General features: G+C 50.2%; 21 protein-coding genes and 1 tRNA gene. 13 read left to right on the forward strand and 9 right to left on the reverse strand.

Annotation, left to right across the window (positions count from 1 at the left end; genetic code table 11):
* The first annotated feature begins 96 nt into the window (after nt 1–96).
* Complete coding sequence (locus CZ787_RS01200; protein WP_087105580.1) at nt 97–894, forward strand: LysM peptidoglycan-binding domain-containing protein; 798 nt, start codon at nt 97–99, stop codon at nt 892–894.
* 88 nt (nt 895–982) lie between these two features.
* On the opposite strand, the gene gcvT is transcribed toward CZ787_RS01200, so the two are convergent.
* Nucleotides 983–2095 carry a glycine cleavage system aminomethyltransferase GcvT gene (gene gcvT, locus CZ787_RS01205; RefSeq protein WP_087105502.1) on the reverse strand — a complete coding sequence of 371 codons (1113 nt, stop codon included), beginning with the start codon at nt 2093–2095 and terminating at the stop codon, nt 983–985.
* 83 nt (nt 2096–2178) lie between these two features.
* Nucleotides 2179–3600, reverse strand: coding sequence for an alanine/glycine:cation symporter family protein (locus CZ787_RS01210; protein WP_087105503.1), 1422 nt, complete (start codon nt 3598–3600; stop codon nt 2179–2181).
* Between the two features lie 432 nt (nt 3601–4032).
* On the opposite strand from CZ787_RS01210, the gene gcvH reads away from it, so the two are divergent.
* Complete coding sequence (gcvH, locus tag CZ787_RS01215) at nt 4033–4422, forward strand: glycine cleavage system protein GcvH (protein ID WP_087105504.1); 390 nt, start codon at nt 4033–4035, stop codon at nt 4420–4422.
* 80 nt (nt 4423–4502) lie between these two features.
* Nucleotides 4503–7397: an aminomethyl-transferring glycine dehydrogenase gene (gcvP, locus tag CZ787_RS01220; protein WP_087105505.1), complete on the forward strand. Its 2895-nt coding sequence runs from the start codon at nt 4503–4505 to the stop codon at nt 7395–7397.
* A 60-nt stretch (nt 7398–7457) separates the two neighbouring features.
* On the opposite strand, the gene CZ787_RS01225 is transcribed toward gcvP, so the two are convergent.
* A complete protein-coding gene (locus tag CZ787_RS01225; protein ID WP_087105506.1) occupies nt 7458–8360 on the reverse strand; it encodes a LysR family transcriptional regulator in 903 nt (300 codons plus the stop codon).
* Nucleotides 8361–8508: 148 nt separating this feature from the next.
* On the opposite strand from CZ787_RS01225, the gene ppnN reads away from it, so the two are divergent.
* The 4 genes from ppnN (at nt 8509) to CZ787_RS01245 (ending at nt 11418) form a co-directional block, all read left to right on the forward strand.
* Complete coding sequence (gene ppnN / locus CZ787_RS01230) at nt 8509–9891, forward strand: nucleotide 5'-monophosphate nucleosidase PpnN (protein ID WP_087105507.1); 1383 nt, start codon at nt 8509–8511, stop codon at nt 9889–9891.
* Nucleotides 9892–9978: 87 nt separating this feature from the next.
* The gene (locus CZ787_RS01235) at nt 9979–10710 is read left to right on the forward strand and encodes a sulfite exporter TauE/SafE family protein (protein WP_087105508.1); all 732 of its coding nucleotides are present in this window, start codon (nt 9979–9981) and stop codon (nt 10708–10710) included.
* A 102-nt stretch (nt 10711–10812) separates the two neighbouring features.
* Nucleotides 10813–11013 (forward strand): hypothetical protein, encoded by a 201-nt coding sequence (locus CZ787_RS01240; RefSeq protein ID WP_087105509.1) that lies wholly within the window; start codon nt 10813–10815, stop codon nt 11011–11013.
* A 201-nt stretch (nt 11014–11214) separates the two neighbouring features.
* Complete coding sequence (locus CZ787_RS01245; protein WP_087105510.1) at nt 11215–11418, forward strand: hypothetical protein; 204 nt, start codon at nt 11215–11217, stop codon at nt 11416–11418.
* 63 nt (nt 11419–11481) lie between these two features.
* On the opposite strand, the gene CZ787_RS01250 is transcribed toward CZ787_RS01245, so the two are convergent.
* Nucleotides 11482–11736 carry a hypothetical protein gene (locus CZ787_RS01250; RefSeq protein WP_254908523.1) on the reverse strand — a complete coding sequence of 85 codons (255 nt, stop codon included), beginning with the start codon at nt 11734–11736 and terminating at the stop codon, nt 11482–11484.
* 285 nt (nt 11737–12021) lie between these two features.
* On the opposite strand from CZ787_RS01250, the gene CZ787_RS01255 reads away from it, so the two are divergent.
* The 3 genes from CZ787_RS01255 (at nt 12022) to CZ787_RS01265 (ending at nt 17111) form a co-directional block, all read left to right on the forward strand.
* On the forward strand, nt 12022–14286 hold the full coding sequence (locus tag CZ787_RS01255) for an FdhF/YdeP family oxidoreductase (protein ID WP_087105512.1): 2265 nt from the start codon (nt 12022–12024) through the stop codon (nt 14284–14286).
* Between the two features lie 165 nt (nt 14287–14451).
* Nucleotides 14452–15804 carry a H(+)/Cl(-) exchange transporter ClcA gene (clcA, locus tag CZ787_RS01260; protein ID WP_217883826.1) on the forward strand — a complete coding sequence of 451 codons (1353 nt, stop codon included), beginning with the start codon at nt 14452–14454 and terminating at the stop codon, nt 15802–15804.
* A 65-nt stretch (nt 15805–15869) separates the two neighbouring features.
* Nucleotides 15870–17111, forward strand: a complete 1242-nt coding sequence (locus tag CZ787_RS01265; RefSeq protein ID WP_087105513.1) for an SLC13 family permease — start codon at nt 15870–15872, stop codon at nt 17109–17111.
* 90 nt (nt 17112–17201) lie between these two features.
* On the opposite strand, the gene CZ787_RS01270 is transcribed toward CZ787_RS01265, so the two are convergent.
* The 5 genes from CZ787_RS01270 to CZ787_RS19190 form a co-directional block, all read right to left on the reverse strand.
* On the reverse strand, nt 17202–17804 hold the full coding sequence (locus CZ787_RS01270; protein WP_087105514.1) for a hypothetical protein: 603 nt from the start codon (nt 17802–17804) through the stop codon (nt 17202–17204).
* 522 nt (nt 17805–18326) lie between these two features.
* Nucleotides 18327–18403, reverse strand: a tRNA-Pro gene (locus CZ787_RS01280).
* Nucleotides 18404–18498: 95 nt separating this feature from the next.
* The gene (locus CZ787_RS01285; protein WP_087105516.1) at nt 18499–19308 is read right to left on the reverse strand and encodes an inositol monophosphatase family protein; all 810 of its coding nucleotides are present in this window, start codon (nt 19306–19308) and stop codon (nt 18499–18501) included.
* A 94-nt stretch (nt 19309–19402) separates the two neighbouring features.
* Nucleotides 19403–19855, reverse strand: a complete 453-nt coding sequence (locus CZ787_RS01290) for an anti-virulence regulator CigR family protein (RefSeq protein ID WP_087105517.1) — start codon at nt 19853–19855, stop codon at nt 19403–19405.
* Nucleotides 19856–19979: 124 nt separating this feature from the next.
* The gene (locus CZ787_RS19190; protein WP_303393860.1) at nt 19980–20381 is read right to left on the reverse strand and encodes a pilin; all 402 of its coding nucleotides are present in this window, start codon (nt 20379–20381) and stop codon (nt 19980–19982) included.
* Between the two features lie 225 nt (nt 20382–20606).
* Between CZ787_RS19190 and pilB the strand changes: the two genes are divergently transcribed.
* Genes pilB through CZ787_RS01310 form a run of 3 tightly spaced genes read left to right on the forward strand, consistent with a single transcriptional unit; the run spans nt 20607 to nt 24406 of the window.
* Complete coding sequence (gene pilB, locus CZ787_RS01300) at nt 20607–22301, forward strand: type IV-A pilus assembly ATPase PilB (RefSeq protein WP_087105518.1); 1695 nt, start codon at nt 20607–20609, stop codon at nt 22299–22301.
* Between the two features lie 3 nt (nt 22302–22304).
* Nucleotides 22305–23537: a type II secretion system F family protein gene (locus CZ787_RS01305; protein ID WP_087105519.1), complete on the forward strand. Its 1233-nt coding sequence runs from the start codon at nt 22305–22307 to the stop codon at nt 23535–23537.
* 17 nt (nt 23538–23554) lie between these two features.
* Entirely contained in the window at nt 23555–24406 is an 852-nt protein-coding gene (locus CZ787_RS01310) for a prepilin peptidase (RefSeq protein WP_087105520.1), read from the forward strand.
* Nucleotides 24407–24438 lie beyond the last annotated feature (32 nt).

Here is a 24438-nt window from a genome sequence, read left to right on the forward strand (position 1 = left end):
ATTAGCTTATTAACAGGTTGTGCGGGTTCGTCGGCCTCTTCCTCCCAACGCGATGCCGTACCCATCCATAGTGCGAGCCAAATCAGTGGCAACTGGGTGGCCGTTCAACGTGGGGATACGCTGGGGAAACTGGCTAACCGCGCTAACGTACCTCTTGAACGTCTGGAACGTTTTAACCCAGGCGTCAATGCGCGTCGTCTCGCGGTCGGCCAGCGCTTGATGATACCTACTCAACAAGAGCGTGCTCCTTCCGGCGGCCCTTACCGTTATCAAATCCGGCCTGGCGATACGTACTCCAACATAGCACGACACTTTGGCACGACCAGTGGACGTATTCAGAGCGCCAACCCCGGCACTTCGCCCACCGCGTTAAGGATAGGCCAAATCATAAGCGTTCCTTTAAGCAACAGCGGTACGCGTAGCCCAGCGCCCACCAGCAACGCCTCGCCCAGCAATCGGCCATCGCCCTCTAGCAGCACCCCGGCTGCGGCGCCTACCGCTCCTACTTCATTACCCGCATCCGCGCGCCGCTGGCCTTGGCCACTGGAAGACTACCGCATTGTTAGACGTTTTGGCGCAGACAGCCGAGGAGCATTGCAACCCATGCTGCTTGCGACCCAAGCCGGTGCGCGTGCTCAGGCCGTAGCCCCCGGCGAGGTACGCTTTGCAAACGGTATGCGCCAGCTAGGTGAAGTCGTGATTGTGCACCACGCTGATAATCTGCAAACGGTATATGCACTGTGTGAACGCACGCTGGTCTCGGTCGGACAGCACGTCAAAGCAGGTGATGAGCTGTGTGAAGTAGGTCAAAGTAATACCACTCAACGTTACGATCTGTTGTTTGATTTACGTCAGGGAGGCAAGCCGATCGACCCCGGCAAGGTACTGCGTTAACACAGTGCTTAGTTAACACGTTTGCTAAACGAACAAAGCCCCTTATCAAAAGGGGCTTTGTTTTCTATAACGACTCTTTACTGTTGACTTAACCGCGATAATAGCTGGGCTTAACAAAGGGCATAGGCGTGACAGTCATCGGCAGTTGCTTCCCACGCACATCAGCAAACAGGTTGCTTGCTGGCGCTTCCCAATCACGGCTGACATACCCTATGGCGACAGGATGCCCAACGCTTGGCCCAAACGTGCCTGACGTTACGACTCCAACCTCGTTGCCTGACGCATCCCGCAACACAGCACCTTCTCGAATAGGTGCCCTACCTTCTGCCCGCAACCCTACACGCTTGCGTAAATGATCCTTGGCATCGATTTGATGAAGAATGACATCCGCCCCAGGAAAACCTGCCGAACGCTCCCCCCCATGACGACGGGGCTTGCCAATTGCCCAAATCAATCCGGCTTCCACTGGCGTTGTAGTGGCATCCATATCATGTCCATAGAGACATAGCCCGGCCTCCAGGCGCAACGAATCGCGAGCGCCTAGTCCAATCGCCTCAACTTCCGGCTCTGCCAGCAGACGCTTGGCAAACGCTTCACAGGCATCGGCTGCCACGGAAATTTCAAACCCATCTTCGCCGGTATAGCCACTACGGCTCACCCATACCTCATGCCCATCAATGGTAAAACGTTGATGCTGCATGAACACCAGTTCACATGCCGCTGGGCAAAGGCGCTGCATAACAGCATGTGCCTGGGGGCCCTGCAGAGCAAGCAAGCCGCGGTCTAACAACTCAATTTTGTGGGTGGCGCCCAAATTTGCCTGCAAATGCGCCAAATCCTGGTCTTTACAAGCAGCATTAACCACCAGATAGAAGTGGTCGCCACCATTAACGACCATTAAGTCATCAATAATTCCGCCTTCAGCATTGGTAAACAGACCATAGCGCTGCTCACCTTTTGGGAGCCCCACTAAATCCGCTGGAATAAGTGCTTCCAGAGCCTTGGCGGTATCTTCCCCTGATACAAGAATCTGTCCCATATGAGAAACGTCAAATAGGCCACACTGTTGCCGGGTGTGCTCATGCTCTTTTTTTACCCCCAGTGGATACTGCACCGGCATATCATATCCAGCAAAGGGCACCATTTTTGCCCCGAGCTCAAGGTGCAGTGCGTGAAGTGGCGTATGCTTTAGATCGTTCATGATAGTTCCTTGGTAAAAACGAACAACGGGGAGCTATTGCCATAGCTCCCCGATTCGATTACTGCTTAAGCGGCAAATATCGCTTACTTGTCATGGTCTAGTTCTTCACCGGCTAAAATTTCCTTGCCCGCAAAGTAGTCCTTGGTCAGCTTGAAAACCACCGGGGAAAGCAGCGCCAGCGCAATCAGGTTGGGAATGGCCATCATGGCATTAAAGGTGTCGGCCATGAGCCAGATAAAGCCGAGTTGCGCAATAGCGCCAAGTGGAATAGCTAATACGAACAGAACGCGATAGAGCATGATGGAGCGCGTTCCAAACAGGAACTGGAAACATTTTTCGCCATAAAACGACCAGCCTAGAATAGTCGTGAAGGCAAAAATAGCCAGCGCGATAGCCACAATGGGATTACCGAATCCAGGCAGTGCTTGGTCAAAGGAGAGCGCGGTAAGCGATGCGCCTTCTTCACCCGTTTGCCATACCGTAGAGGTCAGGATCACCAGCGCCGTAATAGTACAAACGATGATGGTATCAATGAAGGTGCCCAGCATGGCAATAAGCCCTTGGCGAACCGGGTTTTTAGTTCTGGCCGCGGCATGAGCAATAGGCGCACTACCTAAACCTGCCTCATTGGAGAAAATACCCCGCGCCACACCGAAACGAATAGCGGCCATCACAGCGGCACCCGCAAAACCACCCGCCGCCGCCATGGGATTAAAGGCGTAGTAGAAGATCAGACCAAAGGCCTCGCCGATTTGCCCTGCGTTAACAATCAGCACCAGCACACCGGCAATCACATAAGCAATCCCCATGATCGGTACCAGCTTCCCAGCAACTTTCGCAATCCGCTTGATGCCGCCTAGAATTACCGCGCCGGCCAATACCATGATGATAACACCGGTTAGCCAATGCGGTATGCCAAAGGTGACGTCCATCGCATCTGCGACCGAGTTAGACTGCACCGTATTACCAATACCAAAGGCTGCGACAGCACCAAAAAACGAGAACAGAGCGCCAAGCCAAAGCCACTTTTTACCCAGCCCGTTTTTAATATAAAACATGGGGCCGCCTACGTGGTGGCCGGTATTATCTGTTTCACGATAGCGTACAGCCAATACCGCTTCGGCAAATTTTGTTGCCATTCCTACCAGCGCTGTAATCCACATCCAAAACACAGCACCTGGGCCGCCTAATGCAATTGCGGTGGCCACACCGGCAATATTGCCCGTACCGATGGTGGCTGAAAGCGCCGTCATCAGGGCATTAAAGGGGGAAATTTCGCCGTCTTCATCGGACTTGTCGACGCCAGCCTTAGCGACGGAGTCCTTGTGGGCAGGTTTAGGCTCACGCCCCTGCCAAAGTAGCTTGAACCCCATGCCCAACTTTCTGATGGGCATTAATTTCAAACCAATTTGCAGGTAGATCCCCACACCCAGTAGCAAAATCAACATCAATGGCCCCCATACGACGCCATTGATTGCCCCAAAAAGGCTATTTAACGTTTCCACACGCTTCTCCTTACCCTATTAGTTCAATTTTTATAGATGTCTGGCCGTCAGAAAACGGGCATTCACGATTATTTTGTTTAGCTAATATAGCGATGTCATGGGCACGCCCCATCGTTGATAGCATGATAGAGGCAATTATTAACATGCTCAGGTGAACCACCTGTATGTTTTACACCATTAACCCTGTTCGCTTCTATGCTCAGGCCCTTCTAAATAGTAAATGCCTTCGTACCTCCCCGCCCGATAGGCACACTGAGTCATAAAATCTCCCTCGCCGAGCATTTTTTAGCTTACAGGAAACTTGTTTCCGATCAGAAACACGTTAACATGCTTAAAAATTCGCTTATTGGCTGGCACGCTGGTAGTCGCCAAGACTTCCGACAAGCGCTAGTATTAGCCTGTCCAGTCAATTGTTTCATAAAGGGAATCATCATGAGCAACCTTCCTGCAAATCTGCGTTACGCGAAAAGCCACGAATGGGTACTTGATCATCAAGACGGCACCGTCAGCGTAGGGATTAGTGACCACGCCCAAGAAGCGCTTGGCGATGTGGTATTTGTTGAACTACCCGAAGTGGGCCAAACGCTTACCCAGGGCAAAGAGTTCGGCGTTATTGAATCAGTAAAAGCGGCTTCCGATCTCTACGCCCCGGTAAGCGGGGAAGTTATCGAAATTAATGACGCGCTTGAAGACTCACCCGAAACGGTGAACGACGCACCCTATGAAGACGGCTGGCTGATGAAGGTACGCCTGACCGACCAGAATCTGGACGGTTTACTGGATGCTGATGCTTACCAGGCCACATTAAGCACTGACGATTAATACCGCAAAGCCTGCCCTTTACGGCAGGCTTTGTATTTTATGCCTCTACCACGCTTCTCTTTCTCGCTCGGAATCTTCCCATGTCATTTGAAACACGCCGCTTGTCCGAACTAGCCGACCACGATGCTTTTATCAAACGTCATAACGGCCCGAATGCCGACGACGTAGATACCATGTTAAACGTGCTCAATATCAAGCGCATGGACGATCTGATTGAGCAAACCATACCCAGCGATATTCGTCTTGGCCGTGAACTGAACCTGGATGATCCACGTAGTGAGGCTGAAGCGCTTGAGTACTTAGGCCAGTTGGCGCGCCAAAACCGTGTTGCTAAAAGCTATATTGGCCAAGGCTATTACGGCACGCATATGCCAGCGGTTATTCAACGTAATGTGCTCGAAAATCCGGGTTGGTACACCGCTTATACGCCCTATCAGCCGGAAATTTCTCAAGGCCGGTTGGAAGGATTATTAAACTTTCAGCAGGTTATTATGGACCTGACCGGAATGGAGCTTGCCAATGCTTCATTACTGGATGAGGCCACGGCGGCTGCAGAAGCCATGGCACTCTGTAAGCGGAGTAATAAAAAGAGCAAATCCAACGCTTTCTTTATTGCCGACGATATTTTTCCGCAAACCCTTGATGTCGTAAAAACCCGCGCTGATTTTTTTGGTTTTGAACTCATTACAGGTCCTGCCGATACGCTTGCCGACCATGATGTGTTTGGCGCGTTGCTTCAGTACCCTTCCGCCAGCGGCGAAGTACGTGACTTGGCACCTCTGTTAAAGGCGGCCACTGCCCATAATATCATGACCTGTGTAGCCTCTGACTTGCTGAGCCTGGTGCTACTCAAGGAGCCCGGCGCGTTAGGTGCGGATATCGTGATTGGTAATTCGCAACGCTTTGGGGTGCCAATGGGCTTTGGTGGCCCACATGCGGCGTTCTTTGCCACATCAGACAAGCTTAAGCGCTCTATTCCCGGGCGTATTATCGGCGTATCCAAAGATAGCCGAGGCAACACCGCCCTGCGGATGGCCATGCAGACGCGCGAGCAGCATATCCGTCGCGAAAAGGCCACCTCCAACATCTGCACGGCGCAGGCTCTTTTAGCCAATATTGCAGGGTTCTACGCAACTTATCACGGTGCTGAAGGGCTGCGTAAAATTGCTGGGCGTGTCCATCGACTCACCACATTGCTGGCGCAAGGCTTGCAGCAATCTGGCGTTTCGCTGGTGCATCACAGCTGGTTTGATACGCTGCGCTTAACCCAGGTAGATGCAGGTAAAATTCATGGCCGCGCCATGACGCACGATGTCAATCTCCACTACTTCGCCAATGGTGATGTAGGCATCAGCCTGGATGAAACAACCACCGCACACGATGTTGCCACCCTATTTGATGTGCTGCTGGGTAATGAACACGGGCTTTCTGTTGCCGCGCTGGACGAGCAGGTAATTGCCAGCGCTATCACGGGCATCCCCACCGCCTGCCAGCGGGAAAGTGATTTTTTGAGCCACCCCACCTTTAACCGATACCGCAGCGAAACAGAAATGCTGCGTTATCTAAAACGCCTGGAGAATAAGGACTTGTCGCTTGCCCATGCGATGATCCCTTTAGGCTCTTGCACCATGAAACTTAACGCTACCAGCGAAATGATCCCTATTTCCTGGCCTGCGTTTGCAGACTTGCACCCGTTTGCGCCGCGCGACCAGGTCGCTGGCTATCATCAAATGATTGATGAACTGGCCGCGTTCCTCGTAGAAATCACCGGTTACGATCATATTTCCATGCAACCTAACTCGGGCGCGCAGGGTGAGTACGCGGGGCTGCTGGCCATTCGCCGTTACCAGGCGGCTCAAGGCGAAGCACACCGTAATGTGTGCCTGATCCCAAGCTCTGCCCATGGTACCAACCCGGCAACAGCGGCCATGGTGGGCATGGAGGTGGTCGTTGTAGAGTGTGATCAGAACGGCAATATCGATATAAATGACCTAATGGACAAAGCCGCCCAGCATAGCGACAAGCTCTCGGCGATCATGATTACTTACCCGTCGACCCATGGTGTTTTCGAATCTCATGTGCGCAAGGTCTGTGACGTGGTGCATCAGCACGGTGCCCAGGTGTATGTCGATGGCGCCAATATGAATGCTCAAGTGGGACTAACGCGTCCTGGCGATTTCGGGGGCGACGTATCGCACCTTAATCTACATAAAACTTTCTGCATCCCCCACGGCGGAGGCGGCCCGGGTATGGGGCCTATCGGCGTAAAAGCTCACTTGGCGCCTTATGTCTCCAACCACGTGGTGACACCTATCAATGGTGTGAACCCAGAGAGCGGTGCCGTCTCAGCGGCAGCGTTTGGTAGTGCTTCGATCCTGCCTATCTCGTGGGCCTATATTAAAATGATGGGCGCCCAAGGGCTTCGCGAGGCAACACAGTTAGCCATTTTAAACGCTAACTACATCGCCAAGCGCCTGGAAGAGTCCTACTCCATTCTCTATCGGGGAACTAACGGCAGGGTTGCCCACGAATGCATCATTGATATTCGCCCACTAAAGGCAGCGTCAGGTATCAGTGAGGAAGATATTGCCAAGCGGTTGATGGACTATGGCTTCCATGCGCCCACCATGTCATTTCCGGTGCCAGGCACGCTGATGATAGAGCCGACCGAGTCCGAGTCCCTCTATGAAATTGACCGATTCTGCGATGCCATGATTGCCATCCGCGAAGAGATCAAGCGCGTTGAAAGTGGCGAGTGGACGCTGGATAACAACCCCTTGGTTAACGCACCCCACACGCAGGCCGACATTATGGACAGCCAGTGGGAACGGCCTTATGACCGCCAGCTGGGGGCTTTTCCCACTGAAGCGGTCACTGCAGCCAAATACTGGCCAACCGTTAATCGGGTGGATAATGTGTTTGGGGATCGCCAGCTTATTTGTTCTTGCCCAGGTATCGATGAATACAGGAAGTAAAAATACGCTAGACGCTTAATACGTAAGCCAACACTTCATCAAGTGAACGCCTTTGAGCCCTTATTCGGGTACCAGAGGCGTTCTTTCCTGGATGCGCTGTTTACAAAAACCATCCAACAGTTTTTCATAGCGTTTAGGAAGTACGGAGTCACGCCGACGTAACAGATAGAGCTCTTCATTCACCGCAATGGGTAAGGTTAACGCTTTCACCTGACGCTGCCACGGTGACGTTTCTAATACCAATAAAGAAACTACTGTAAACCCAAGCCCACGAGCAACCGCATCTAGCACCATACCGACTTCGTTGGTAAAACCCTGGTAGCGAAAATGTGTCATTGAGCGAAACTCACCTGGATAATTCGCTCTCAACAGTGAATACGCGTGGTTAATGCCATCGTAGTAGTTAAGAAAGCCGATGCCCATTAAATCAGACAGCGTACTTCCGGCAAAATCAGCGGGCACCACTAGGCACAGCGGCTCTTTATGCCATAGCGTGCAGGTAAGATCAGGGTGGTTGAGCGCCTCCGTAACGATACCTATATCGTAGCGCCCTTCCAGCAAGTCATTCACAATTTCATGGTTAAACGCAAAGCTATAATTAACGGTTAAATTAGGATGCATTTGCTGCTGACCTAAAATAAACGGATAAAGCATAAGGCCAACACTTCCAGGCGACGCAATACGACACTCACCACTGTCCAAGGAGTCGTCATCCAGGCCATGACGAAATTGTTCGTGCTCAGCAAAGAGTTTTAACGCGTAATCGTAAGCACGACGACCCGATTCCGTTAAGGTAAAGCTTCGCCCTTTACGCTCAATTAGCGTTTTATCAAGATAATTTTCCAACTTACGTACATGCTGACTAACCCCGGGCTGGGTCATCTCCAGGCGATGTGCCGTACGTGTAAAACTACCGGTCTCAACCAACGTAATAAATGTCCGAAAGTACTGGGCATTAAACATAATAAAACGCCATTTTCTATAGCCACCGTGTACGCGTATTTTGCGCATAGAGTAGCACAGTTGGGCTTGTCACTGGTTGCGCTGTACCCACCGCTATAGCGTGCTAGTATGCAAGGAGTTAAAAAAATGACCAGGAATCGACGCACTAATGACATCAATTATTCAGCCTCGTGCCACTATCTCTAGTATTATTTCTCCCGAAGGAAGCCTTGAAGTGCTTTCACAGCACGAGGTTAATCGGCTACAAAGCACCTCACAAAACGGCTTACATGATTTACTGCGCCGCTGTGCACTGGCTGTCTTGAACTGTGGAAGACCCACTGATGACAGTGTGGCTATTCTTGAAGCGTATAAAGATTTTGATATTGAGGTGCTACAACAGGATAGAGGGATTCGCTTAAAGCTAACCAATGCGCCAGCAGAAGCCTTTGTCGATGGCCAGATGATACGCGGCATTCGTGAGCACCTTTCCTCCATTATTCGCGATATTGTCTACGTATATAATGAGATCCAGAACCACAACCGCTTTGACCTTAATACGGCAGAAGGAACCACCAACGCCGTTTTTCATATTTTGCGTAAAGCCGGCACGTTAAAACCTGGGCGTGACCCAAGTTTAGTCGTTTGCTGGGGCGGGCACTCAATTTCACGTGATGAGTACGAGTATTCAAAAGATGTTGGCTACCATCTTGGGCTACGCGATTTAGATATCTGCACCGGCTGCGGGCCAGGCGCCATGAAAGGACCGATGAAAGGCGCAAATGTTGCTCATGCCAAACAGCGGCGTCAGGATAGCCGTTATCTAGGGATTTCCGAGCCAGGCATTATTGCCGCAGAAGCCCCCAATCCCATTGTTAATGAGCTCGTCGTCATGCCTGACATTGAAAAGCGCTTGGAAGCGTTTGTACGTCTAGGCCATGGCATTATCGTCTTTCCTGGCGGGGTCGGTACGGCTGAAGAAATTTTGTATCTACTCGGCATACTGCTGCATCCAAATAACAGTGAAACGCCCTTTCCTCTCATTTTCACAGGGCCTGCAGATTCGGCAGCGTATTTCCAAAAAATAGACGAATTTCTGGTCTATACCCTGGGTGAAGAAATTCGTCGCTACTACACTATCATTACCGGTGACCCGGTGGCGGTCGCCCGTAAGATGCGTACCGGGATTGATACCATTAGAGAGTTCCGGCGCAATCAGCAGGATGCCTTTTACTATAATTGGCGCCTCACCATTGCACGAGATTTTCAAGCGACCTTCGAACCTACACACGAAGCCATGCGTGAACTCGCTCTGCATCGCCAGCAGCCCAAGCATGAACTTGCCGCCAATCTTCGTCGTGCCTTTTCTGGGATTGTGGCTGGAAATGTCAAGGAACAAGGCATTAAAGCCATTAAAGCACACGGTCCCTTTGTGCTAACCGCAGAACCTGCCCTGATGCAGCGCCTGGACGAGTTACTCACCTCATTTGTTGCCCAAGGACGCATGAAGCTTGATGGCCAACCCTACACGCCGTGTTATGTTTTAAAATAACCGCGGCTCCAAGGCGCTATTTGCAGCACAATTGCCAATATCTGCAGCCGAGAAATCGGCTGCTTCACTTTTGCCCGGAAGAAAACCTTGCTCATCGCCCTATTGACGCTGTTAGCTGCTGGCATTATTAAAGGTGCTATTGGTTCGGGTGTACCGGTGTTGGTTGTGCCGGTATTTACCATGCTTTATGACGTTAAGCTCGCGATTGCCGTACTGGTTGTTCCCAACCTGCTTAGTAACCTACTTCAGGTGTGGCAATACCGGCGCTACCTACTGCCCATCCGGTTTCTGGCTGCTTTTTCGATAGCGGGCGCGTTGGGTATTATTCTGGGCACCTGGGGATTAGTGGTTCTCTCTCCAAAGCTGCTTTCGTTAGGCGTTGCTGGCGCGATTGTCTTGTACCTAATCATCAAACTAACAAGACGGCGCTTGGTACTTTCCTACGCACTGGCTTCACGAATCGTCATCCCGGCTGGCTTACTGGGCGGTATATTGCAAGGCGCTGCGGGCATGTCCGCTCCCGCTTCAATTACATTTTTGAATGCAATGAAGCTGGAAAGGCCTGTGTTTATTGGCTCAATTTCCGTCTTTTTTGTGGCGATTACCTGCGTGCAAATTCCCGCGCTCTTAAAGACTGACATACTGACCATGCAGCGTTCGCTTTATAGCGTCATTGCTCTAGGCATCATTTTGACGGCCATGCCGCTGGGCGCCTACCTGGGGAATCGAATGCCACACCGTTGGTTTGATAATTTAATCATGCTGCTGCTTACGGGTATCGCCATTAAAATTATTATTGATACGCTACTCCAAACTTGATGCTCTAAGATTAGGATCCTAAAGCAAAAAATAAGAAACAATCTACACTCTAGTCTGTCTTACCTTATCAAGCTCGGTACTTACCAAGGGATGGAGCTAGCTATGCAGATGATTGATCAACTACATGACGGAATGACAAAAGCCTTTGCAAAACACTGCTTTGAAAGTAGCTCAGTTGAAAAACTCCGTGCAGCAGCCGAAGGTAAGGCTGATTCGGCTGAAATGAAGCACTGGGGAATAACGGAAGGCCAATGGGAAGAAGCTGTCGCGGCAGCCCTAGCCGATCTTGAGGCTGGCGAGTAACCTGCTCATTACCTGCTCATTCGTTATGCTTTCCTAAAAGCCGCTCACGCCATTTGTCGGCGGCTTTTCTATCGCTAAATTAACAAACATTAAAGCCACCTTTAACGCAGCCATTGTGTGATCACAAGCAAACTAAAACGTTCTGACGGAGTCCTAAAAAAAGATGTAGCACGAAATAACGACGGCTGATGGAGAAATACCATGTCCATAATGATTGACGATATACTCATGTTGCCAAAAACGGATTTTAATGACGCATTAACTGTCGGCGAGGAGCGAGAGCATTTTGGCCTAGTTGATAAACGTGATAAATACAAACAGGTGTCGAGAGACGTTCTTATCAAGGTAGTCGCCATTCATGATGACAATTATGAAGTTAAAGTCATTGACATATTAACACCGTAATATTGGAGTGGCACTGGCAGGGCATATGATTAAGCTCGCCAGTGCACTTTCTTGCTTTTTCACTTACTCGTCCACCGATACTCTTCGAAGATCTTCAAGGCACACATTTTTCGGCAGCTCAGACTCCTTTGCAGGTAACCATACTGGCGACAAATCGCTATCCTCACGTCCATCCTTATGAGTACAACCGGGTATGCGATAAACCACTCGGTTATGATGATCATCCCACGCAAAAATACGGTCCATACGGCTCTCCTTGAAATGGATAACGCTCAGCAGTGTACTGATGCCAATAGTTTGCACTTGAGTAACGAGCAAGCCCCGCTCTTTCCTTGGCAACAAATCTCTTGGTGTGAAAAGTGACATGTCCGTGTCACCAACCTGTGCAGCCTTCTCACATTTACTTCATTTTTCGTTTTAAAGCGTTCTCGATAGACAAAATCATTAGCGAGCCACACATAATGCATTATTGTGGCAGGCAGTTTCCCCAAAATATAAAATAATCGGTTTTGCCGAAAGCATTTGCTAAGCTAACATTAAGAATTAATATATATTGCCAATGATTGATTAAATGCTTTAAACAAACCGGGGGACGATCCAGCGATGGCCAAAGGAATCAAGATTTATAATAAACCGGCTGGCGGGTGGGGAGCACTCAAAGCTGTCGCCGAAGCTGTGCGTGAAGAAATGGGGCTGAGTACCCATACGCGCGCATTATTGCAAATGAATCAGCCCGATGGCTTTGACTGCCCAGGCTGTGCATGGCCGGACCCCGAGCACACGTCATCGTTCGAATTTTGCGAAAATGGCGCCAAGGCCGTCACCTGGGAGGCGACATCCAAGCGCGTCACGTCAGAATTCTTTGAAACACACACTGTTTCAGAGCTTTGGGAATGGTCGGATCACCAGTTGGAAAATCAAGGGCGCTTGACTCAGCCCGTACGTTTTGATGCCGAAACCGATCGTTTCGTTCCAGTAAGCTGGGAAGAAGCATTTAGCCGAGCTGCAGAAGCTCTGAATAATCTCGACGATCCTACGCAAGCGGAGTTCTATACCTCAGGGCGGGCGTCCAACGAAGCTGCTTTTCTCTATCAGCTTTTTGCACGTGAATTCGGCTCGAATAATTTTCCCGACTGTTCCAACATGTGTCATGAGCCGACCAGTATCGGGCTACCAAAATCGATTGGCATCGGTAAAGGGACAGTGACGCTTAATGATTTTGAACAGGCTGATGCCGTTTTCTGTATAGGACACAATCCTGGAACCAACCACCCACGTATGCTCAGAACACTTGCGGATGTCTCGAAGCGCGGAAAGCCGGTGGTGGTTATTAATCCATTACGTGAACGAGGCCTGGAGCGGTTTCAGGACCCACAATCGCCTGGTGAAATGCTCACTGATAGCGCAACAGGTATTGATCGCGCTTACTTTCAAGTGAAGGTCGGCGGCGACGTAGCCGTGTTCAAAGGCATTATGAAATCGTTGTTTGACGCTGACTCGAAAGACATGGCCGCAGGTGGGAGCGGCCTGCTTGATCGCTCTTTTATTGCCGAACACACGGTCGGCTTCGAGGCGCTGAAGTCGGATATTGAAAATACAGACTGGGATACCATTATTCGCCGTTCGGGCCTGCCGCGTGAACAAATTGAAGCGCTTACAGACACCTATGCATCTGCTGAGAACGTTATCTTTTGCTATGGCATGGGTATCACGCAGCACCGGCACGGGACCGAAGCCATCCAGCAAATGGCCAATCTGCTGCTACTACGTGGAAACATGGGACGTCCCGGTGCTGGAATTTGCCCATTACGGGGCCACTCCAATGTTCAAGGTGATAGAACGGTCGGCATCACAGAAATTCCAAACGAGGCATTTCTGTCGCGGCTAGATAAGGCATTCGGTATTAAAAGCCCTCGTGCCCATGGTCATAATGCAGTCAACGCACTGGCTGCAATGCGTGATGGACGATCAAAGACATTCATCGGTTTGGGCGGTAACTTTGCCGTCGCCATGAGCGATCCCAAAATCGCCTACGATGCCTTCCGCAGCCTTGACCTCAACATCCAGATTGTCACAAAACTCAACAGAACCTGCCTGCTGACAGCACATGAAACCATCATCCTACCGTGCTTAGGCCGAACCGAGCATGATATCCAGGAAACGGGCCCACAAAGCATCACTGTCGAAGATTCAATGTCGATGGTCCATGCATCAAGGGGTGGCCTAAAACCCGCATCAGATGAACTGCGCTCAGAGCCCGCCATTATTGCAGGCCTCGCCATGGCAACACTGCCCGAAACGGCCGTCGACTGGAAGGCACTGATTGCCGACTACAACCAAATCCGTGACAAAATTGAGGCTGTTTTTCCGGATTTCTTTGACTTCAATGAGCGTATTCAAAAACCAGGCGGCTTTCGTCTGAGAGTTGGTGCAAGTCAGCGAGAATGGGATACGCCTGACGGCAAAGCGCATTTCCTTGTCCTGTCGGGTACAGACGAGGATGACGGACGCGATGATACAGCACTCACACTGACCACCATACGTAGCCATGATCAATACAATACAACAATATACGGCTTGAATGACCGTTATCGAGGCGTCCACGGCAGGCGTGATGTACTGTTCGCAAATCGTGATGATCTAGCAGACTTGGGGCTCGAAGAAGGTGATGTCGTCGATGTACGGTCAGGAGATCGAATTTTGGCAGGGCTGACACTGGTGGATTATTCGATTTCGCGTGGTTCATTGGCAACGTATTTTCCAGAAGCCAACTGCCTTGTTGGTCTGGATGACAAGGACCACGAAAGCGAGGTCCCTGCTTATAAATCCATTCCCGTCACCATCACAAAAGCAGAGGTTTCACTCTGATAACATGCGCGGTGAGGCGAAACCTCTCAGATGGGGGTTACTGAACTGAATCAAACGGAAATGTGATTTTTTAAGCTCACTACTTCAAGCATATTCAGCAAGGTGCTGGGCACCCAACGGGGAGACAGAGCATGTCTCCCTGAACTATCCAAACTGAGACACTCAATGATGGACGATCCTGTCGAAAATCTAGACAGACCGGGAAATCGTAACGCCCAGATACGCTATATCATACTTGCCGGAATAACGGGAATATTAACAGGAACGGTCGGCTCGTTTTTCCACCTTTTGATCGACCGTCTCCAGGTTTGGCCACACCTGTTGGCTGAACATATTAGCGGTACAGCGCTCATTATCTCGGCTGCACTAATCACGATGTGCATTACGGTTCTTTCCGCCTATTTCGTGAACCGCTATGCCCCTGAGGCACGTGGAAGTGGCGTACAGGAAATTGAGGGGGCCATGCTGGGCTTAAGGACCGTTCACTGGCGCCGGGTGCTTCCTATCAAGTTCTTCACGGGTGTGGTGGCTATTGCTTCCGGCCTGGTCCTTGGACGTGAAGGCCCCACCATTCATATCGGTGCTTCGTTTTCCGCGGCGATCACCGAGTTTTTTAAGGTAAGCGAAACTGAGCGGCGCGGCATGCTTGGCGCTGGTGCAGCGGCTGGCTTGGCTTGCGCCTTCAACGCTCCTCTTGCTGCCATTCTTTTCATCATAGAAGAGACACACCGCCAGTTTCCTTATACGTTCCGGACGTATATGGGCATTATCGTTGCCGCGCTGCTGGCAACCGTGATGACGCAAGTCATCGGTGGTACAGCGCCCGATTTTTCCATGTTGATTGCAGCCCCTGAAAATTGGCTGCTGCCAGCATTTGTGGCGCTTGGCTGTCTCCTCGGCGTTCTCGGTGTTGCGTTGAATGCAGGCCTTATGCACATGGCGGTACTCGCATCGAGCATCAATGCACGCGTCCCCTATCTCTTTCCCGCGCTTGTCGGCTTTGCTGTTGGGGCGCTGCTTATTCTTATGCCGTTATCCGTGACAGGTGGCGAATATGCTCTGACGTTTATTGCTGATCACAGCCAAGGATTAATGTTTCTTCTGCTATTGGCGATCATGCGATATTGCACGATGGTTACCAGCTATTCTGCCGGCACACCAGGCGGTATCTTCGCGCCTATGCTGGCTTTATCAATGTGCGTTGGCTTGGCTTTTGGTGGCACCCTTGATGCCTTAGCGCCATCAGCCGACATAGTCCCACTGGCATTCGGTATAGCGGCGATGGGCGGTCTATTCTCGGCTTCAGTGCGCGCTCCCGTGGTCGGCGTAGCCCTGACCCTTGAACTGACAGGTTCCTATACAATGGTTATGCCACTGATAGCCACGTGTGTCACTGCCAATATGGTGGCTCAATGGATCGGCGGACGCCCCATTTATGACCAGTTACTCGAAAAAACATTGGCGCAAGCCAAGATTAACCCGGCAGCCAAGGGGGCCGACAAAACGGGCCTGGCATAAGCTTTTAGGCATTAGCACTACTGTCTTTTATACGTAGGCACCAAAATCGTTGGCACGAGGATAAAGTGGATATAACTGTCATCATCTTTCTGCTGGTCTACTTGGCATTGGCTCTCGGCCATCTCCCTGGCTTTCGTGTTGATCGAACGGGCGCTGCCGTCGTTGGTGCTGTCGCCATGATTGGCTTTCAGCGGATTACCGATGAGGCGGCCTGGAATGCAATCGATTATGAAACGATCGGCTTATTATTCGGGCTAATGATCGTATCAGGTGCTTTTTCCGTTTCTGGGTTTTACGCATGGCTCGCCAGTAAAGTGGCCTCGATGGACGTCTCTCCTCCGCGCTTGCTTGCGCTGTTGGTAATAACGGGGGCAGGCCTATCGGCGGTGCTAACGAATGATGTAGTCGTGGTTGCCATGACACCTTTGTTAGTGTCGATAACCCTTTCTCGTGGCCTTAATCCAACGCCATTTTTGTTGGCCTTTTGTTTTGCGACCAACACCGGTTCGGTAGCCACTATTATTGGCAGCCCACAAAACATGATTGCAGCCCAAGCGCTGGGCTTATCGTTTACCGGATTTATGAAGGTTGCACTGGTACCTGCGTTGCTTTCCTTACCACTTGTTTGGGGCGTTGTAGCCCTGCTCTATCGAGGCAACTGGAAGCTTGCGCCGCATAATTCGAGCGTGCCACGTGAGTCGCCAGCGCCTATAGCATCAATGGACCGACGAGAAACCCTTAAAGCTGCGATTGTGACGATTGGTGTAATTTCTGCTTTTGTATTTTCAGACTTACCTCGCGAACTTATTGCTCTGTCAGCAGCAGGTATTATTCTGGTGAACCGCCGCTTATCTTCCAAGGAAGTGCTTGGCACGGTTGATGGGAATCTGCTGCTTTTATTGATGGGATTGTTTGTTGTGAATGCCGCGCTCGCCCAGACAGGGATGCCGCAAAAGATCATCACCGAAATGCAGGCGGCAGGTATCGACTTTTCCGATCCAACAACACTTTTTATTGTCGGCTCAGTCTTAAGTAATGTTATCGGGAATAATCCTGCAGTGATGCTGCTGGCGCCATTTTTACAGCATTCAGGGGATGTGGATGCGCTTGGTGCAGCGCTGGCATTGAGTACAGGCTTTTCCAGTAACCTCATCATTTTTGGAAGTCTTGCAGGCATTATTGTGGTTGAGCAGGCAGCAAGTCGCGGCATCACCATTAGCATGCGAGAATTCTGCCGTGCAGGCGTTCCAGTTGCCGCCGCTTGCATAGTGCTGGCGCTCGCTTGGATAACACTACTGACCGCGTGATCATGGCTGTTCGTATTTTACTAGCCGATGCAGCACCCACGTTGCCGAGCAATTTATACGAGGCATGGGTATCACCACACGCTATTATGGTCAGTCGATCACCTCGAACAGGCTGACGATCCAGATCACCTGAAACAGGAGCGCGAATACAACGAACCCCGCCTGATAGCGTTCCGAGCGCCAGACCAGCGCCAATATGGTTCCGGCAATCAGCACCGCCTGACGAACCGGGTAATACCAGCCATAGTGCGCTGCATAATAGTCACCGCCCTTGATCAGGGTATCGATAACATCGACGACCAAGAGCACTAGCAGCAAAACATAAAAGCTCCGGCTGCGCTTTTGGAAGTAATCACCAAACCCCTGATATTCGTCCATGCGATCCGGAAACAGAACCGCCGACAAGGCTGCAAATAGGCTGGCATAGAATACCAGGAAGAAATAGATTGCGAAGGACCAGTTCGGGCGATGGGCGAGCGCGAATTCAAACCACCAGAAATGAATGATAAACAGTAGAAGGAATAGCACCCAGCCTAAGTGTAGGAGATAAATTTTCTCCCGCCCCGGATGTTGAACGAAACGCGTGAGGCCGATAATCAGGCGACTAACGCTGAGCCCTAGCACCATACCCACGATGATGCGGATATGCGTAAAGATTTCTCCGCCGGAAGGAACATGCGGCAACTCGTTCATGTCACCTCGCGATGCTGCAACTGGATCAACATACGCAGGTTATCAAAACCTGCTTTTTTGCATTTCTTTCAGAGTCCGACCAATGGATGTTTTCATGCATATATTCCACAAGCCTTTTGAGGCTGCGACACCACTTCCCGACGGTATCAGTTCGATTATCCCAGGAGAAGCTCTTTGTTGCACAAAGCCCTTGCTGACTGGACTGCCCCTTTCCCCAAACACCGTTACCCCACGTTTTTCGTTGCGGATATGCCGAGGCCGTACCTTGCCTCTCGTTTGAACGTCTCTGTGAGGGAGTACACCGGCTACTCGATACCTATGGAGACATATGTGTGGTTAGTTATGAACCACCACTTAATACAGTGTAATAAAATTATCTGAATCAAGCCCTTCGCCTAGTGTGATTCCACTTTCTCTTATGACACAAGCGGGGTGAAAACTGACGATACTTTGCCATAATATTACCAAGCACAAAAAAACGCCGCTCGGCATGACCCGTAAACGGCGTTTTATCAGTATTCCTGGTCGGAGTGACAGGATTCGAACCTGCGACCTTTGCAACCCCATTGCAACGCGCTACCAAGCTGCGCCACACTCCGATGTCTTGTGCATTTCCCTCAAGACGGTGCGTATACTATCGCTTTATGCACCAAATGAAAAGTTCTTTTTGCGCTTTCTTTTCAAGTATTTGGCATTAGGCATGGTCTGCATCTAGCAATAGGCGATGCATCGCTTCATACACGCCGGGCGCAGTCACCAGCAGTTCATTAGGATACAGATCCGCAGGCACGCCTTTTGGAACGGCACTCAAGTGCCCTACGCTTGCCCCAGCTTCCCGGGCAATAACCCAGCCAGCAACAAAGTCCCAAGGCGAAACGCTTTCATAATAAGCACCCAAGCGTCCGCAGGCCACATCACACAAGTCCAACGCTGCTGCTCCATTGCGCCGTACATCTCGACAATGCGCCAATACTTCATTCAAGCGTGCTAGTAGTTTTTGGCGGGCCTCTTTTTGATAAGGAAAGCCTGTACCTACCAGGGTTTCAGCTAGCCTCGTTACCTTACTGGCCTGGATAGGTTGCTGATTGCAATAAGCGCCCTGTCCTTCTGCCGCACTGAAGGTTTCATCCAGGAAAGGCGCATAGACCACACCCACCTTGGCTATCCCCTCTTCCATCCACCCAATGGACACCGCAACATGCCGTAACCCTTGCGCAAAATTGACGGTACCATCAATGGGGTCTACCACCCAAAGTTTAGAGACATCGGCATTTAACGCATGCGCGGGCGATAGTTCTTCACTGAGGAGCGCTTCATCAGGGAAGTAAGTGTTTAATCGTTCTCTTATTAACTGATCGACGGCCACGTCAACATCCGTAACTAGCTCATCACCCGCTTTGAGCCGCTGTGAAAATGACTGGTCTGCGCGTGCCTGACGAATAAGCTCTCCTGCCTCATGGGCAATAGAAACGGCTACATCCAGGCGCTCTTTCAATGTATGCATTGCTCTGCTTTTCCTTCTACGCATTGCGAGGACTTTGAGCATAGTCACACAATATGACTTTTTAAGTCACGATGATGCAATAAAAGCAGGAAAATTAACGCAGTGCACCCACCAGAATGTCGACTACTACCCGCGTGGCCGCTTCAATCAGCACTACATCAGCGCCTACTCGTTCCCATTCGTAGCCAGGATAGCGCGGCAAATGACCGGCCAATGAGCCGTCAAAGCGCTTTGCTATACCGGGTGGTAACGGTTTGCCACGCTGAATTTGTCGTTGAATGCCGGGGGGCAGTGATTCAGCAGCGGGTGCATTAAACTGGCGTAGCAAGCGCAGCAGCTCGCGCTCATTGACGCGTGGCAAATCCACATATTGCTTATTGTGGCTTTCACGCATCGAACGTGAGCTTCCTTGCTGATACCGCTGCTCTTGCCCATTATCGCGTGCGCCATGGGCTGGTGCGTGGGCAGGCGGCTGTGCAAACGTGTTGCTGGCACCTATCAAGCCTCCCAGACAGCTTACCAACACGGCTAGACTCGTTCGCTTCATTTGAAAACCTCTCACTAAACATATTGGCTAACACGATTGCTTGTAGTGTAGTGAGGAAATACGCACAGAGTATGGAAATATAAAGATCATACGGGGTCTTTTAACATCCACTCCCTATCTGATACTAAGAGCCTTTGACCACGATTTTTCCTGCTTCAATATTAATAACGCCCCCGCGTGCTGACTGAATTTCGATGGCATCCCTACTTGTGTCACTGCTCGTAAATGCTTCAAGCAAATCTTGTTTACGGCTATCCGTGTGGCTATCACAGGCTTGAAAGCTGAAATCATCAGAAATAGCTGAGTCTGATTGAGCTGTTTTGGACAGCGAATAATTTACCAATGCCATACTCCGATAGGAAGCTAGCTCTCCCTCGCATGCGGTTAAAGACGCTTTATCAAGGTAATTCCCATACTGGGGCACTGCCACTGCCATCAAAACGCCTACGATAGCAATGACGATCATGAGCTCTATCAGCGTGAAGCCACCTTCATCCCCTTTGATCTTGCCGCTATGCTTATCCAAACTGCCCCCTGTTTATCGACATCACGCACATTTTTTATTGAAATTACCAACTAGTCTTGCAGCAGTATCACAGATACAATACTAATCATAATTAATCAATTTATTAGTCGAAGAATAGCGTTTTAATTCATGAGCGAAGGCGAATTATTGTTAGCAATCTTTCACAATCAACAATTAATACTTTAATATCAAAAGCTTAAAAGATCATCTTTTTCGAGATTATTGATGAAATTTGAAGGATTAGCCAAGCGTTTAATTAATAGTGAGCTGCTAAGCATCGACCAGGCCGAAAAAGCAGAAACAGCATCACTCGCCTTGGGAGTATCATTATTACGCTATGTAGCTGAACAAAGACTCGTGGACGCTAGCGCCGCCGCCTCTGCAGCTGCCTGGGAATATGGCTTTCCAGTAATTGATTTAGAGGCTCTGCAGTTAGAAGCACTGCCAAAAGCTACCAGTTTTCCTGCCCATCTTTTAACATCATTAAAAGTCCTGCCTCTGGCTCAACGGGGGCGTCATCTAACGGTCGCCATTTTCTGCCCATCAGCCCTGTCTCAACTTGATGAGCTAACATTCTCTCTGGATGTCGTTAGCATTGAAGGAATTTTGGCCCCGTTCGATCAGCTCGAGACCGTATTAAATAGCTACCTCACCCATCATAAATATGCCTCTTTGGGTTCCATAAAACATCTGCCTGATTATAAATTGGCCTCTGAAGATGAGGATTTTCAGCTTGAGGACATGGCCCAAAGTATAGAAGACGGGCCCGTCGTTGAATTCGTTAATAAAGTACTGTTGGACGCTATCGATCGAGGTGCTTCAGACATTCACTTCGAGCCCTATGAGCAACACTACCGCATTCGATTTAGAATTGACGGCGTGCTTATTGAAGTTGCCCAGCCACCACTGACAATGCGAAATCAGATAGCAGCACGCTTGAAGATCATGGCTCGCCTTGATATCTCGGAGCGTCGCCTTCCTCAGGATGGAGCCATTAAATTCTCGGCAAAACGCCACCAAACGTTAGATCTGCGTATCAATTCATTGCCGACCGTTTACGGTGAGAAGGTCGTACTACGCCTGCTTGACCCTACCTCTCTTCAGCTTGGCATTGACCAATTGGGCTTTTCAGATACCCAGAGGGGACTCTATGAAAAGGCACTCAAACAGCCCCAGGGAATGATTTTAGTCACAGGTCCTACTGGCAGTGGTAAAACGGTCTCACTCTATACGGGCATCGCACTACTCAATCAAGTAGAGCGGAATATCTGCACTGCAGAAGATCCTGTTGAAATCAAGGTAGCGGGTATTAATCAAGTGAACGTGCTGCCTCATATTGGGCTGGATTTTGCCAATGCACTGCGTGCCTTTCTCCGTCAGGATCCTGACGTAGTGATGGTAGGTGAAATACGCGATCTTGAAACTGCGGAGATTGCAATAAAAGCAGCACAAACAGGTCATCTTGTACTTTCAACGGTGCATACCAATTCTGCGGCAGATACCCTTACTCGCTTATGCAACATGGGAGTATCGTCATTTAACATTGCAAGCTCGGTGAGTCTGATTATTGCACAACGCTTAGCTCGAAAATTATGCAGTCATTGCAAACAGCCTACGAATATCCCCATAGACGCCATATCCAGCGAAGTTGTCAACGAAGATACTCTTCAACAAGCAACCTTTTACCGTGCTGAAGGATGCAAAAGATGCACGCATGGATATAAAGGCCGGGTGGGCATCTATGAAGTGGTGCCCGTTTCAGAAACGATTCGGCAGCTCATTATGCACAACGCATCCGCACTTGAGATTAACGAGCAGATCAAAAAGGAAGGACATGCCAGCCTTCGCCAAAGCGGCTTTTATTACGTTATCCAAGGCATTACCAGCCTGGAGGAAATTAATCGTGTCATTAAGGAGTAACGTTTGACTCGATATGCCGTTAAACGTAAAGCCAAGTCACCCCGCTTGTATCGCTGGAAATGGACAGGGACGGTGGGCCAAACACGCTTACTACATGGTGAAATTATCGGCCATAGTAAGGTCGCCGTTACCGCCGAGCTACGTAAACAAAATATTGACGTGCGGCGTGTCACTAAAAAAAGCGACCTGAATAGCCAAGGACGTATAAAGCCTCGCGATATCATGATTTTTTCACGCCAGCTGGCAACGATGATTCAAGCGGGCATCCCCCTATTACAAGCTTTTCAGGTAGTGGCTGAAAGTCTGAAAAAACCTTCGATGGTGGCGCTTGTTCATCAGCTAACCAATGACGTAGCATCAGGGACAAGCTTTTCTGACGCCTTACGATGCCACCCTCAACATTTTGATCGTTTGTTTATTAATCTGGTTGATGCAGGCGAACAGTCCGGCACACTTGACAAAATGTTAGAGCAAAACGCTGTTTATAAAGAAAAACTAGAGTCCCTAAAGGGGCGTGTCAAAAAGGCGTTGTGGTATCCGACTACCGTTTTGCTGACGGGCATCGCGATTACACTGCTATTACTTATTAAAGTGGTACCTCAGTTTGAAAGCATGTTTCAAAGCTTTGACGCTGAGCTACCGGCGGTGACACAGCTAACCGTCGACTTATCGATGCTGGCCCAACAACTATGGCTACCTTTGCTGGGAACAGCCACGGCAGTGATTCTATTGCTGCGATGGCTAACGCGACGCTCACCAGCGCTTGTCTACCTTCTTCATCGCCTTTTGCTACGTATTCCTGTTATCGGCAACATCATCAATAAAGCGGCTGTTGCACGATTTTCCCGTACCTTGGCCACTACGTATGCGTCCGGCATCCCTTTGGTAGAAGGGCTTGCAACAGCGGCAGGCTCAACGGGCAATAAAGTGTATGAACAAGCGGCACTCCAGACACAAAAGGAGGTAGCAACAGGTCAGCAACTGCATTTTTCAATGCGAATGACCAACCGTTTCCCTGCTTTAGCGGTGCAGATGGTAAGCATTGGTGAAGAAGCCGGCGCCCTTGATACGATGCTCCACCGTGTAGCAAGTTACTACGAAGATGACGTCGATAATCAGGTGGATGCGCTGACGTCTTTAATGGAGCCACTCATTATCGTTGTACTGGGCATCTTGGTTGGTGGAATTGTTGTTTCAATGTATTTACCTATTTTTAACCTGGGTACCGTTATCTAGGTATTTTGAGGAGCATTATGAGTTCTCTTACGCTGGGCACCGGCTTGGTGGTTTGTTTGCTGGGCCTCTGCTTGGGTAGCTTTGCAAACGTTGTTATCACTCGGCTTCCTGTCATGCTAATGCGTCACTGGCGGCTTGAGGCTCGTGCGGCCCTTGAGCTGCCCATGGAACAAGCACCTCGCTTTAATATTGCGACACCCCGCTCACAATGCCCACGCTGCGAGAGCCCCATCGCCTGGCACGATAATATTCCCTTAATCGGCTGGGTTAAACGACGCGGCCGCTGTGCAAACTGTCACACCCGCATTAGCTTGCAGTATCCCTTTGTTGAATCAATCAGTGGCGTACTGGCCCTAACAGTAGCACTACTGCATGGTATCAGCCTCTCCAGCCTGTTTATTTATGCAGCCTGTGTAACCCTTCTGGTGCTGGCCGTTATCGATTTTCGCACCTACTTGTTACCGGATGTTCTCACCCTTCCCTTGCTGTGGGCTGGCCTTGTATATCAGCTATTATTTCAGCCCTACTTATTAACTAATGCCGTCGTTGGTGCGATGGTGGGTTACCTGATCCTTTGGAGTTTTTACTGGCTATTTAAACTAACCACTGGAAAAGAGGGAATGGGGTACGGTGATTTTAAGCTTCTAGCCGCACTTGGTGCTTGGCTGGGTTGGAGCTTCCTTCCCTTGCTCTTACTGCTCTCAGCGGGGATGGGTGCTGTCGTGGGCGTTGTGGCACAGACATGCTTTCCACGCTTACGAGGCGCGCCGCTTCCTTTCGGACCTTTTCTCGCGTTAGCAGGCTGGGCATGCCTCCTGGCTGGACATGACCTTATCGCCCTTTATTTGTCCTTTTTTCCTGGGGTTTAATACAAACCAAGAAGGTATATTGCATCTCATGC

The sequence above is a fragment of the Halomonas citrativorans genome, assembly GCF_900163645.1.
GTDB lineage: Bacteria > Pseudomonadota > Gammaproteobacteria > Pseudomonadales > Halomonadaceae > Vreelandella > Vreelandella citrativorans.